At 68.9% G+C, this 12,295-nt stretch carries 12 protein-coding genes and 1 tRNA gene; 4 read left to right on the top strand and 9 right to left on the bottom strand.

Translation table 11 applies throughout. The features are described from left to right. Nucleotides 1-184 precede the first annotated feature (184 nt). The 3 genes from ACIBAD_RS30950 (at nucleotide 185) to pyk (ending at nucleotide 2,979) form a co-directional block, all read left to right on the top strand. Complete coding sequence (locus ACIBAD_RS30950; RefSeq protein WP_134074989.1) at nucleotides 185-889, top strand: SIMPL domain-containing protein; 705 nt, start codon at nucleotides 185-187, stop codon at nucleotides 887-889. After that, nucleotides 886-1,401 carry a GNAT family N-acetyltransferase gene (locus ACIBAD_RS30955; RefSeq protein WP_398909945.1) on the top strand — a complete coding sequence of 172 codons (516 nt, stop codon included), beginning with the start codon at nucleotides 886-888 and terminating at the stop codon, nucleotides 1,399-1,401. Before ACIBAD_RS30950 ends, ACIBAD_RS30955 begins: the two co-directional genes overlap by 4 nt. Before the next feature lie 150 nt (nucleotides 1,402-1,551). Further along, the gene (gene pyk, locus ACIBAD_RS30960; RefSeq protein ID WP_134074987.1) at nucleotides 1,552-2,979 is read left to right on the top strand and encodes a pyruvate kinase; all 1,428 of its coding nucleotides are present in this window, start codon (nucleotides 1,552-1,554) and stop codon (nucleotides 2,977-2,979) included. Between the two features lie 60 nt (nucleotides 2,980-3,039). Here the strand turns inward: pyk and ACIBAD_RS30965 are convergent, their stop codons facing one another. Both ACIBAD_RS30965 and ACIBAD_RS30970 read right to left on the bottom strand, forming a co-directional pair. After that, nucleotides 3,040-3,789 carry a helix-turn-helix domain-containing protein gene (locus ACIBAD_RS30965; protein WP_134074986.1) on the bottom strand — a complete coding sequence of 250 codons (750 nt, stop codon included), beginning with the start codon at nucleotides 3,787-3,789 and terminating at the stop codon, nucleotides 3,040-3,042. A 110-nt stretch (nucleotides 3,790-3,899) separates the two neighbouring features. Continuing rightward, nucleotides 3,900-3,974: transfer RNA gene (locus tag ACIBAD_RS30970), tRNA-Leu, on the bottom strand. A gap of 99 nt (nucleotides 3,975-4,073) precedes the next feature. Between ACIBAD_RS30970 and ACIBAD_RS30975 the strand changes: the two genes are divergently transcribed. Beyond that, nucleotides 4,074-4,724 (top strand): response regulator, encoded by a 651-nt coding sequence (locus ACIBAD_RS30975; protein WP_208329134.1) that lies wholly within the window; start codon nucleotides 4,074-4,076, stop codon nucleotides 4,722-4,724. Nucleotides 4,725-4,797: 73 nt separating this feature from the next. On the opposite strand, the gene ACIBAD_RS30980 is transcribed toward ACIBAD_RS30975, so the two are convergent. The 7 genes from ACIBAD_RS30980 to ACIBAD_RS31010 form a co-directional block, all read right to left on the bottom strand. Continuing rightward, nucleotides 4,798-5,514, bottom strand: coding sequence for an ABC transporter ATP-binding protein (locus tag ACIBAD_RS30980; RefSeq protein ID WP_134074984.1), 717 nt, complete (start codon nucleotides 5,512-5,514; stop codon nucleotides 4,798-4,800). After that, nucleotides 5,511-6,578, bottom strand: coding sequence for an ABC transporter ATP-binding protein (locus ACIBAD_RS30985; protein ID WP_398909948.1), 1,068 nt, complete (start codon nucleotides 6,576-6,578; stop codon nucleotides 5,511-5,513). Before ACIBAD_RS30985 ends, ACIBAD_RS30980 begins: the two co-directional genes overlap by 4 nt. 5 nt (nucleotides 6,579-6,583) lie before the next feature. Beyond that, complete coding sequence (locus tag ACIBAD_RS30990) at nucleotides 6,584-8,317, bottom strand: branched-chain amino acid ABC transporter permease (RefSeq protein ID WP_134074983.1); 1,734 nt, start codon at nucleotides 8,315-8,317, stop codon at nucleotides 6,584-6,586. A 5-nt stretch (nucleotides 8,318-8,322) separates the two neighbouring features. Continuing rightward, complete coding sequence (locus tag ACIBAD_RS30995) at nucleotides 8,323-9,255, bottom strand: branched-chain amino acid ABC transporter permease (protein ID WP_030155821.1); 933 nt, start codon at nucleotides 9,253-9,255, stop codon at nucleotides 8,323-8,325. Between the two features lie 111 nt (nucleotides 9,256-9,366). Further along, nucleotides 9,367-10,605 carry a branched-chain amino acid ABC transporter substrate-binding protein gene (locus ACIBAD_RS31000; protein WP_134074982.1) on the bottom strand — a complete coding sequence of 413 codons (1,239 nt, stop codon included), beginning with the start codon at nucleotides 10,603-10,605 and terminating at the stop codon, nucleotides 9,367-9,369. 532 nt (nucleotides 10,606-11,137) lie between these two features. Continuing rightward, a complete protein-coding gene (locus ACIBAD_RS31005; protein ID WP_398909951.1) occupies nucleotides 11,138-11,548 on the bottom strand; it encodes a hypothetical protein in 411 nt (136 codons plus the stop codon). 228 nt (nucleotides 11,549-11,776) lie between these two features. Then, nucleotides 11,777-12,247, bottom strand: a complete 471-nt coding sequence (locus tag ACIBAD_RS31010) for a hotdog fold thioesterase (protein ID WP_134074980.1) — start codon at nucleotides 12,245-12,247, stop codon at nucleotides 11,777-11,779. Nucleotides 12,248-12,295: the final 48 nt, after the last annotated feature.

Below are 12,295 nucleotides of genomic sequence, written 5' to 3' on the forward strand. Positions count from 1 at the left end.
CGCCCATCTCGGCGCCGCAGGCCTCACCAACCGTCGGCGAACGCCTCCACCTCTCCCCGCGGACCGTCTCCGGCCACCCCCACCAGCCCTTCCCCACACTCGGCACCACCTCCCGCGCCGCCCTCCGCGACGCGCTGGCAAAACCCACGCGGCACACCGCCGACGACAATGCGACAGTGAAACCATGACCCAGGACTCCGCACCCCAGCCCTACGGAACCCCCGAAGTCCCACGCGTCGCCGTCCGCGGCGAGGCCCACCTCGAAGTCGACCCCGAAATCGCCCGCATCGGCATCACCGTCACCGCCCGCGGCACCGACCGGCGCACCGCACTCGAAGACCTCACCCGCCGCAACAACACCGTCCTCGACCTCGTCAAGAGCTACGGCAACGCCGTCGAGAAGCTCGAAACCGGCGCCTTCTCCATCAACCCCGAACTCACCCGCCACGGCCGCGCCGAACGCGTCCGCGCCTACCACGGCCGTGTCCACGTCACCGCCGAACTCGGCGACTTCACCGCCCTCGGCGAACTCACCACCCGCCTCGCCGACCTCGAACTCACCAGCATCGACGGCCCCTGGTGGGCCCTGCGCCCCACCTCGCCCGCCCACGGCGAGGCCCGCCGCCAAGCCGTACTCGAAGCCGTCCAGCGCGCCCGCGAATACGCCGCTGCCCTCGGCGCCGACCTCGCCGCCCTCGTCGAACTCGCCGACCTCGGCGCCGAGAACGCCCTCCAGGCCTACCCGCAGGCCGCCCCCGGCGGCGGTATGCGCACCATGGCCTTCAGCGCCTCCGAGGACACCGCCCCGCCCCTCGACCTCGAACCCCAGCGCCAGACCGTCCACGCCCAGGTGAACGCCCGCTTCACCATGACCCGGCCCCAGCTGTGAACGCCCCCGCCCCGAAGGGCGAGTGGACCCTGGAGAGCCTCCGCGCCGACCACGCCCCCGCCCTCCTCGCGTTCGAACGGCGCAACCGGTCCTACTTCGCCCGCTCCGTCCCCGACCGCGGCGACGCCTACTTCGCCTGCTTCGCCGACCGCCACCGAGCCCTCCTCGCCGAGCAGGAGACCGGGCTGTCCCGGTTCCACGTCCTCGTCACCGGGCACGGCGCCCTGGCCGGCCGCGTCAACCTCGTCGACATCGAGGACGGCAGCGCCGAACTCGGCTACCGCATCGGCGAACGCGCCGCCGGCCGGGGCCTGGCCACCGCCGCCGTCGCGGAGATCTGCCGCATGGCGCAGGGCGCGTACGGGCTCTCCCGGCTCACCGCCGTCACCACCCTCGACAACCCGGGCTCCATGACCGTGCTCCAACGCAACGGATTCACCCAGGTCGAGACCATGACCGTCGACGGCCGACCGGGCCTCCGCTACGAGCGCCCGCTGACCCCCGCCGACTGATCCAAAACACGTACCGGCAAGCCCCCGGGGGTGCTCATCAGAGCACCCCCATGCACATTCAACAATTGTCAACAACCTTTTCCCCAACGGTTGTTGAGTGGACACCCGGAACCAATTTCCTACTGTCTGGTAGGGGCATACGCTCGCCCCATGCGCCGAGCAAAAATCGTATGCACCCTGGGCCCCGCCACCGACTCATACGACCAGATCAAAGCCCTGGTCGAAGCCGGAATGGACATCGCCCGCCTCAACCTCAGCCACGGCACCTACGCCGAACACGAGGAGCGCTACCAGCGCGTACGCAAAGCCTCCGACGAAACCGGCCGCAGCGTCGGCGTCCTCGCAGACCTTCAAGGCCCGAAGATCCGCCTCGGCCGATTCGCCGAAGGCCCCGTACTCCTTGAACGCGGCGACGAATTCACCATCACCGTCGAAGACCTCGAAGGCGACCGCCACGCCTGCGGCACCACCTACAAGGGCCTCGCCGCCGACGTCACCACCGGCGAACGCATCCTCGTCGACGACGGCCGCGTCACCCTCGAAGTCACCGGAGTCGACGGCCCCCGCGTCCAGACCCTCGTCATCGAAGGCGGCATGGTCTCCGACCACAAGGGACTCAACCTCCCCGGCGTCGCCGTCTCCGTCCCCGCCCTCTCCGACAAGGACATCGACGACCTCCGCTGGGCCCTGCGCACCGGCGCCGACGTCATCGCCCTCTCCTTCGTCCGCAGCGGCCGCGACATCGAAGACGTCCACCGCATCATGGACGAGGAAGGCCGCCGCCTCCCCGTCATCGCGAAGATCGAAAAGCCCCAGGCCGTCGAGAACATCGACGACATCGTCGCCGCCTTCGACGGCATCATGGTCGCCCGCGGCGACCTCGGCGTCGAAATGCCCCTGGAACAGGTCCCGATCGTCCAGAAGCGCGCCGTCAAACTGGCCAAGCGCAACGCCAAGCCCGTCATCGTCGCGACCCAGATGCTCGACTCGATGATCGACAACTCCCGGCCCACCCGCGCCGAAGCCTCCGACGTCGCCAACGCCATCATCGACGGCACGGACGCGGTCATGCTCAGCGGCGAAACCAGCGTGGGCAAGTACCCCGTCGAAACCGTCAAGACGATGTCCCGCATCGTGGAAGCCGCCGAAGAGGACATCCTCGCCAAGGGCCTGCCCCCGCTCACCGACCGCAGCAAGCCCCGCACCCAAGGCGGAGCCGTCGCCCGTGCGGCCGCCGAGATGGGCGACTTCCTCGGCGCCAAATTCCTCGTCGCCTTCACCCAGAGCGGCGACACCGTCCGCCGCCTCTCCCGCTACCGCTCGCCCATCCCCCTCCTCGCCTTCACCCCCGACCCCGCCACCCGCTCCCAGCTCAACCTCACCTGGGGCGTGGAAACCTTCCTGGGCCCGCACGTCGACTCCACCGACGCCATGGTCGCCCAGGTCGAGGAAGAGCTCCTGCGCATCGGCCGCTGCGTACGCGGCGACATCGTCGTCATCACGGCCGGCTCGCCCCCCGGAGTCACCGGCTCCACCAACCTGGTCCGCGTCCACCACATCGGCGACCCGGTCCGCTGACGCCGCCCGGCAGCACCCCCGCGTCGGGCCAGCCCCGCCCGACGCGGCCACGGCCGGCGGCTAGTACTTGGGCCCGACGTGCGCGTCCATGAGCGCGACGGAGCCCTTGCGGGCGACGGAGACGTTGAAGGGATCGCTGCCGCGGGCCAGGACCGTCCACTCGACGCCGAGCGCGGTCAGCGTGTCGGTGCACAGCTTCCGGATGTCGTCGGACTTGTTGGTGAAGAAGTACCGCGGGTACTCGTACCGCTTGCCGTTGCGCACGGTCCAGTTGGTGATCCGGCACCCGTCGGAATGGATCAGCCCCCGTACGAACTCCCACGGATGGGCATCGACGAACTCCTGCTGCCAACCTTCGAGCACGATCCGCCGCTCGTGCTTCTTGCCCGGCCCGTGCTGCGGGAACATGCACGTCCAGTGGCGTCCGTAGCTGGTGACGGCTACGCAGCCCTGCTTCTGCAGCAGGTAGACCTTGTCGTCGGGCCGGACGGCCTTGATCGCCGCGCGGCACAGTTCGATGAGCCCGGGCCATGCGTCGGCGCAGGCGATCCGGAGGTGGTGCCCTCCGCGGGGGTGCGGGCTGATACAGCCGTCACCGAGATAGAGGCCCAGTAGGTAGGCGTACGAGGCCTTGTCGGTAGGCGCTGCGCACGGGAGGGCGTGGGGGAGCATGCGTGGAAGGGGCTCCAGGCGGGACTTCCACGCCCGGATCGCGGCGCGGGATATCCCGGTTTCCTTGCTGACGGAGTTCATGCTGCGCCCGTCGGCGAGCAAGTCCAGCGCGTGCCTGCGGGTGGCGATGTCGTACACGTGGTCGACGCTGCCGTGCGCAATTCGCTCACGTGGCGCATTTTGGCGAGCTTCGCTGGAACGAGTGAAGGTCACGCGATAATCGCGTGACCTTGGAAAATGAGGAAAAGTGCCCCGGGTCGGACTCGAACCGACACTGAATGGGTTTTGAATCCATCGCCTGCTGCCAATTGGGCTACCGGGGCCCAGCGAATCGAAGGTTGCCTCCGACCCGCTGCGAGTCCACCTTACCGTAGCTAGGTAGGCTCGGGGGAGCTTGTATGCCCCGCAACGAGGAGCCATCCGTGACCGCCGAGCACGAGTCGACGCCCACGCCCGACGCCGACCAGTCGCACGTTCCGCCGCTGACGACGCGCGTCGTCATCGCCGAGGACGAGGCGCTCATCCGTCTTGATCTCAAGGAGATGCTGGAGGAGGAGGGCTACTCCGTCGTCGGCGAGGCCGGGGACGGGCAGACGGCCGTCGAGCTGGCCCGCGAGCACCGGCCCGACCTGGTCATCCTCGATGTGAAGATGCCCGTCCTGGACGGGATCTCCGCGGCCGAGAAGATCGCGGAGGAGTCCATCGCCCCCGTACTGATGCTGACGGCGTTCTCGCAGCGCGACCTCGTCGAGCGGGCGCGGGACGCCGGGGCCATGGCGTACCTGGTGAAGCCGTTCAGCAAGAGCGACGTCGTGCCGGCCATCGAGATGGCGGTGTCGCGGTTCGCGGAGCTGAAGGCGCTGGAGAAGGAGGTCGCGGACCTCTCGCTCCGGTTGGAGACCCGCAAGCTCGTGGACCGCGCGAAGAGCATCCTGCAGACGCAGTACGGGCTGACCGAGCCGGCCGCGTTCCGGTGGATCCAGAAGACGTCGATGGACCGCCGCATGTCCATGCAGCAGGTCGCCGAGGCGGTCATCGAGGACGCCGAGGAGAAGAAGAACGCCGCGAACTAGCCGAGCGGCACCGGGTATGCGTGAGGCCCGCCACCGGGGGAAGGTGGCGGGCCTCAGGCATGAGGTGAGGGGATCAGTCCTCGCCGAGGTAGGCCTTGCGGACGTCCTCGTTGTGCAGGAGCTCCTGGCCGGAGCCGCTGAGCACGATCTTGCCGATCTCCATCACGTGGGCCTGGTCGGCCAGCGAGAGGGCGGCCTGGGCGTTCTGCTCGACGAGCAGGATGGTGGTGCCGGTGGCCTTAAGTTCGGCGATGGTCGCCATGATCTTCTGCATCATCAGCGGGGAGAGGCCCATGGAGGGCTCGTCCAGCATGAGCAGCTTGGGTCGGGACATCAGGGCCCGGCCCATGGCGAGCATCTGCTGCTCACCGCCCGAGAGGGTGCCGGCGGCCTGCTTTCGGCGTTCGCCCAGGATGGGGAACATCTCGTAGGCGCGCTCGACGTCCTTCTCGATGCCCTCCTTGTCGGTGCGCAGGAAGGCGCCGAGCTGGAGGTTTTCGGCGATCGTCAGCCGGGGGAAGATGTGGCGTCCCTCGGGGGAGTGGGCGAGGCCCAGGGAGACGATCTTGTGGGCGGGGACCTGCGCGAGCGGCTTGCCGTCGAAGGTGATGGTGCCGGCGGCGGGCTTGAGGAGGCCGGAGAGGGTGCGCAGGGTGGTGGTCTTGCCGGCGCCGTTGGTGCCGACGAGGCAGACGATCTCGCCCTGGTTGACCTCGAAGGAGATGCCCTTGACGGCTTCGATCTTGCCGTAGGCGACCTTGAGGTCCCGGACCTCTAGCAGTGCGGTCACTTGGCTTCTCCGTCCGTGCTGGTGGTGCTGTCCGAGTCCGCGGCCGTCTCGGTGTCCGCGGCCGTCTCGGTGTCCGGCTCGGCGGCCGGCTCCGCGTCGGCGTCGGCTTCCGCCGGTGCCTCGGCCTCGGCTGCTTCCGCTGCCGGTGCCTCGGCTTCGGCTTCCGCCGGTGCCTCCGCGTCGGCTTCCGCCGGTGCCTCGGCCTCGGCCGCTGCCGCCGCCGCGTGCTCCTCGGCGGCTTCGACCCCGGCGGCCTCGGCCGCGCCCGGGTCGCCTTCGAAGGGCTCTCCGAGGTAGGCGGCGATGACGCGCTCGTCGCCCTGGACTTCGGCCGCGGTGCCCTCGATGAGCTTCTCGCCCTGGACGAGGCAGGCGACGCGGTCGCAGAGGTTGAAGATGAAGCGCATGTCGTGCTCGATGACGAGTACGGCGATGCCCATGTCCCGGATGGCGAAGATGAGCTCTTCGGCCGCGCGGGTCTCCTGCGGGTTCATGCCGGCGGTGGGCTCGTCCAGGAGGATGAGGCCGGGGTCGCTGGCGAGGGCGCGGGCGATCTCCAGCTTGCGCTGCTCGCCGTAGGGGAGGTTCTTGGCGAGGTGCTGGGCCTTCTTCTCCAGGCCGATGAACTCCAGGAGCTCCATCGCCCGTGCCTCGCTGGCGGCTTCGGCCTTCTTGAAGCCGGGGCCGCGCAGGAGGGCGGACCAGAGGCCTTCCTTGGTGCGGGTGTGGCGTCCGACGAGGACGTTCTCCAGCACCGTCATGTTGTGGAAGAGCCGGATGTTCTGGAAGGTGCGGGCGATGCCGGCGCTGGTGACCAGGTGCGGCTTGGGCGGCAGGACCGTGCCCTTGTAGCTGACGGTGCCCTCGGTGGGGACGTAGAGCCCGGTCAGGCAGTTGAAGAAGGTGGTCTTGCCGGCGCCGTTGGGGCCGATGAGACCGACGATCTCGCCCGCGTTGACCTTGAGGTCCACGCCCTTGACGGCGGTGAGGCCGCCGAAGCGCATGGTGACGCCGCTGGCTTCGAGGACCGTGGTCACCGTGGTGGTGTCTGTGGTGGTGGTCATGGTGTTCACGCACCCGCCTTGGCGGTGGCCAGGTCCGCGGGGGCCTGGTCAATCGTCTCTTCGTCGTGGTACTCGAGCTGCGCGCGCTTGTTGGCGATGAGGCCTTCGGGGCGGAAGCGCATGAGCAGGATGAGGGCGATGCCGAACGCGAGGAGCTGGTAGTCCTGGAGGAAGGCCAGCTTCGCGGGGATCAGGAAGAGCAGTGCGGCGCCGAGGATGGGGCCGCGGATGGTGCCCATGCCGCCGAGGATGACGGCGGCGAGGAGGAACGCGGAGTTCGGCGGGACGGGCCCGGCGAAGACGTAGTTCTCGGGGACGACCGTGCTGTTGACGTGTGCCTGCACGGTGCCGGCGAGGCCGGCGAGGGTGGCGCCGAGGGCGAAGGCGATGAGCTTGACCTTGAAGCCGTTGATGCCCATGGCTTCGGCGGCCGTCTCGTCCTCGCGGATGGCGACCCAGGCGCGGCCGATGCGGCTGTTGCCGGCACGGGCGAAGACCAGGACGACCAGGGCCATCACGAGCAGCATCAGGAAGTAGTAGTTGGCGTAGGCGCCGAGGGTGATGCCGCCGACGTCGTGCGACTCCCCGAAGTTCCACCCGAAGAGTTCGAGGTGGGGGATGTTGGGGATGCCGTTGGGGCCGTTGGTGATGTCGGGGCCCGAGGTGCCGTCGAGGTTGCCCATGGCGATGCGGAAGATCTCTCCGAAGCCGAGGGTGACGATGGCGAGGTAGTCGCCGCGCAGGCGGAGGGTGGGTGCTCCGATGACCACGCCGAAGATGAGCGAGGCGAGGGCGCCGACGATGACCGCTGCCCAGAAGGGGAGCTGGAAGCCGAAGGCGGAGGCGGTGCTGCCGGAGACCAGGGCGGCGGCGTAGGCGCCGACGCCGAGGAAGGCGACGTAACCGAGGTCGAGCAGGCCCGCGAGGCCGACGACGACGTTGAGGCCGAGGGCGACGGTCGCGAAGATCAGGATGTTCACCGCGATGAGCGTGTACGTGTCGCCGCTCTGCTGGATGAACGGGAAGGCGATCGCGGCGGCCGCGGTGCCGATCAGGGTGACCTGGCGGTTGTTCGCCGTGATGGTGCTGAACCGGTCGAGGAGGCCGGACTTGAGCAGGGCGAAGGCCGCGAAGCCGACGATGATCAGGTACGTGACGAAGAGCTGGGGCTCCTTGTCGTCGGTGTCGATGCCGAAGGTGACCACGTAGAGGCCGACGGCGAAGGCGACGGTGATGACGAGGATCTCGGCCCAGGAGGGCAGCTTCTTGGCGGCGGCCGCCTTGTGGCTGTCGTCGGGGATCTTGTACGCGGCGAGGACCGGGACGAGCGAGCCGACGAGGGCGACGTACGCGCCGGGCTCCAGGTGGACGAATCCGCCGAGGACCCAGGCGATGGCGATGACGGTGAACCAGGTGCCGGCGAGGGTGCCGAGCGAGAGGATCCACACGGGCTTGCGGGCGCCGGTGGGGGTGAGCCAGCGCAGGCCCTTGACGCCGAGCGCGGAGAGCGCGAAGGCGGCGGTGAGGAGGGCGCCGACGAGGCTCAGGAACTGGATGGGGGCCGGGCTGCCGTAGTAGGTGAGGTCACCGGGGAACTCGGCGGTCCAGGTCCAGGCGAGGAAGGCGCTGACGACGGTCAGCAGGCTTCCGCCGATGACCGTGTAGAGCAGGGCGGTCCGGGAGACGGCACCGGTGGATGCGGTCTCGGCCTCGATCGGGAGGGTTGCTTCGTTGGTCATGGTTCTCACGCCCGATCCGCGACGCGCTCGCCGAGCAGGCCTTGTGGCCGCACGAGGAGGACGACGATGAGGAGTACGAACGCCCAGACGTTGGACCAGGCTCCACCGCCGAGCTGCGACATGCCGGGGATGTCTTCGATGTAGGCGATCGACAGGGCCTCGGCGAGGCCGAGGACGACGCCGCCGACCATGGCTCCGTAGATGTTGCCGATGCCGCCGAGGACGGCCGCGGTGAACGCCTTGAGGCCGAGGATGAAGCCCATCTCGAAGTTGATCTGGCCCTTGTCGAGGCCGTAGGCGACGGCGGCGACGGCGGCGAACGCGGCACCGATGGCGAAGGCCATGACGATGATGCGGTCGGTGTTGATGCCCATCAGCTTCGCGGTGTCCGGGTCCTGCGCGGTGGCCTGCATGGCGCGGCCGCTGCGGCTCTTCTGGACGAAGATGCCGAGGGCGAGCATGCAGAGCGGGGCGAGGATGAGGACGAAGAGGTCCGCGCGCTGGATGGCCAGGCTGTCGGTGATCTTGAAGGCTTCACCCTTGAACTCGGGGAAGCTGACGGCCTTCTTGGCATCCGGGTAGAACTGCCATACGAGCTGCTGGAGCGCGATCGAGAGGCCGATTGCGGTGATGAGGGGGGCGAGCCGGGGAGCGCTGCGCAGGGGACGGTACGCGAAGCGTTCGGCTGCGGTGGCTACGGCGACGGAGGCGAGTGCGCCTCCGACGATCATGACGGGGATCGCGATCAGCAGGGAGGTGCCGGTCGGGAGTGCGGCGTAGGCGGTGAGCGCGCCGAAGCCGCCGATCATGAAGATCTCGCCGTGGGCGAAGTTGATGAGCTGGACGATGCCGTAGACCATGGTGTACCCGATGGCTATGAGGCCATAAAGGGCACCGAGGGCAAGGCCGTTGGCCAGCTGTTGCGGCAGTTCGTGCACCGCAGGGCCTCCGATGAGCGTGTCGGATAAGACTCCGCGCGAGGGCGCTGTTGCGCCCTCGCGCGGTGGGTGTGGTTCAGGTGCGGCTGGTGATGCGGGGGTCCTACGGGATCACTGGTTGAACGTGTCGCTCTTGACGTCGACCCACTTGCCGCCCTCGACCTTGTAGACCGTGAGCTGCTTGTTGGTGGTGTCGCCGTACTGGTCGAAGGCGACCTTGCCGGTCACACCCTCGAAGGACACCTTGCCGAGAGCCTCGACGACCTTGGCGCGGGCGTCGGTGGGGAGCTTGCCGCCGTTGGCGGCGACGACGGCCTTGACGGCCTGGACGACGGACCAGCCGGCGTCGTAGGAGTAGCCGCCGTAAGCCGCGTAGGGGTCCTTGTAGCCGCCGGCCTGGTAGTCGGCGATGAAGGTCTTGGCGGTGGGCAGCTTCTCGACCGGGTAGCCGATGGAGGTGGAGAGGTCGCCCTCGTTGGCCTCGCCGGAGGCGGTGATGAAGGCGGGGTCCTGGATGCCGTCGCCGCCCATGAGCGGGATGTTGGCGCCGGTCTTCTTGACCTGGTCGGCGAGGAGGCCGCCCTCGGGGTACTGGCCGCCGAAGTAGACGGAGTCGGCGCCGGAGGACTTGACCTTGTCGGCGGTGGAGGAGAAGTCGGTCTCCTTCACGGTGACGTGGTCGGTGCCGACGACCTCGCCGCCGAGCTTCTTGAACTCGTCGGAGAAGATCGCGGCGAGACCGGCGCCGTAGGTCTGCTTGTCGTCGACGACGAAGACCTTCTTCTTGCCGGCGTCCTTGAAGAGGTACTGGGCGGCGAACTTGCCCTGGACCACGTCGGTGGCGGCGGTGCGGAAGTAGGTCTTGAAGGGGCGCTTGAACTCGCCCTTGCCCCAGTTGTCGCCCTGGCTGAGCGCGGGGTTGGTGTTGGCGGGCGAGACCTGCGCCAGGTTGGCGGTGGCGAAGACGCCCTGCATCTGCTGCGCGACGCCGGAGTTCAGCGGGCCGACGACGCCGACGACGTCCTTGTTGCCGACGAGCTTGGTGGCGTTGGCCTGGCCGGAGGCGGGGACCGCCTGGTCGTCGAGGGCTTCGACCTTGAACTCGATGCCGGGGACCTCGTTGTTCTTGTTGGCCGTCTTGGCCGCGAGGTCGACCGAGTTCTTGATGCCCTGGCCGAGCGCGGAGAGCGAGCCGGTGAGGGGGGCGTCAACGCCGATGACGACGACGGTCTTGGCGCCGTCGGCCTTGTCCCCGCCGGTCTTGGCCTCATCGCGCGATCCGCAGGCGGTGAGGGTCAGTGCTCCCGTGGTGATCACGGTGGTGAGGACGAGCAAAGAACGGTGTCGCACGATTCTTCCTTTCCCTGGCGCGGCCCCCTCATATGAGGTGCCGTTGGGTCGCCGGGCCGCACTGGGATGTCCACGGCCGTGCTGGGGTGCGCCCTGCGGCGCGGTGACTGGCCGTGACTCTAGGCCGAGGTGGCGAGCGCGGGGAGCAGGGAAAGGATGATGTGACTGTCTTGTTATGCCGAGGCCAAGAATGTGTGGCGGGAGTTCGGACAACTCGGACGTTTAGCCACTTCGGGGAATGTCCGCATGGTGAGAATTCCCCGTTCCCCTAAGGGGCTTGAGGGGTTCATGCTCCTGTCATAGATCAAAAGGGTCCGATTGTCGCTGGCTGTGTCCGAAAGAATCCGAGGGGTGGCATTCCGCAGGGGAATAACGGGATTCTGTAGGGCGTCGGCATTACTGAGGGTAATTTTTCCTCTTGATCCACTTCGGCCGGATCGATCTTGATCCGGGGCGCACAGGGCCTCCGACCTGCGGATCGGGCCCGCGCCCCGGTGCGACCGGAAGTCGGACAGCGTGCGCGGGAATCCGGTCACCCGGGCGGACTCGGGGGCCGCCAGTTCTCGGAGCTCCAAGTTGCCCCGTTCTGTTCGCCGCAGCGCTGCGCCACGAACCGGTCCACGAGCTCAAGTGCCTTGTCCAGACCGGCAGTTCGCTCCTCGGCGCGGCCTGCGGCGACGGCTTCCTCGTGGATCGTGTACTGGTCGTTGGACAGGCCCTTCTGCTCCCAGTCGAGCCCGGCCCACTTGCCGCCCTTGAGGGTCTCCTTCGCCCAGTAGGACACCAGACTTGTGCAGATCTGGGCGGGTGAGGAGGGGCTGGAAACGGGCGTTGGCGTGGTCCGCGGGGCGGGTGGGGCGGATGTGGAGCATCCGGGCAGGGCGAGTGCCGCCAGGAGTGCGGCGGCACCGCAACGGGCCGCGGTGCGTGGCTGGGTCCCCATGAAGGGAAGGTAGGCCGTCACCTTCGGTGACACAACAGTCGTCGCGGGGCCGGGCGCGGACTGGCGTATTCCGGGCGGTTGCCGGGCCTGTACGGGCGGGGGCCGGCCCGTACGCGCCCCCGGACCGGCTCCGTACGCGCCGCAGACCGGCTCCGTACACGCCGCAGGCCCGGACCCGGCCCCCGGGCGGGGGCGGGATCCGGGCCTGCGGGGGCTCGTCGGGGGCGGTCAGGCGCCGGCGGCGGGGTCCGCGTCGCGCAGCAGGCAGGTCAGGCGGGCGGTGCACACCCGGCGGTCCTGCTCGTCGCTGATGACGATCTCGTACGTGGCGGTGGAGCGGCCGCGGTGTACGGGGCTGGCGACGCCGGTGACCAGGCCGGAGCGGACGCCCCGGTGGTGGGTGCAGTTCAGGTCCACGCCGACGGCGACCTTGGTGATGCCGCCGTGCATCATGGCGCCGACCGAGCCGAGGGTCTCGGCCAGGACGGCGGAGGCCCCGCCGTGCAGCAGCCCGTAGGGCTGGGTGTTGCCCTTGACCGGCATGGTGCCGACGACCCGCTCGGCCGAGGCTTCGAGGATGCGGACGTCCATCCGCTCGCCGAGGTCGCCCGCCGAGAACAGCGCGGGCAGGTCGATGCCCAGGGCCGCGTACTCGTCGAGTACCTCCTGCGGGAACTTCACAGCGTGCTGCTCGCCCATGGGAAGGCTCCGTTCGTGTGTCAACGCTCGTTAACCGTCTTGTCCTGA

Origin of the sequence: Streptomyces sp. NPDC051109, from assembly GCF_044455885.1 — a bacterium.
GTDB lineage: Bacteria > Actinomycetota > Actinomycetes > Streptomycetales > Streptomycetaceae > Streptomyces.

Bases quoted from the DNA above. Each gene is read 5' to 3' on its own strand.
- ACIBAD_RS30950 (WP_134074989.1), top strand. From the start codon at position 185: ATGACCCAGGACTCCGCACCCCAGCCCTACGGAACCCCCGAAGTCCCA.
- pyk (WP_134074987.1), top strand. From the start codon at position 1,552: ATGCGCCGAGCAAAAATCGTATGCACCCTGGGCCCCGCCACCGACTCA.
- ACIBAD_RS30985 (WP_398909948.1), bottom strand. From the start codon at position 6,578: ATGACCACCACCACAGACACCACCACGGTGACCACGGTCCTCGAAGCC.
- ACIBAD_RS30990 (WP_134074983.1), bottom strand. From the start codon at position 8,317: ATGACCAACGAAGCAACCCTCCCGATCGAGGCCGAGACCGCATCCACC.
- ACIBAD_RS31005 (WP_398909951.1), bottom strand. From the start codon at position 11,548: ATGGGGACCCAGCCACGCACCGCGGCCCGTTGCGGTGCCGCCGCACTC.
- ACIBAD_RS31010 (WP_134074980.1), bottom strand. From the start codon at position 12,247: ATGGGCGAGCAGCACGCTGTGAAGTTCCCGCAGGAGGTACTCGACGAG.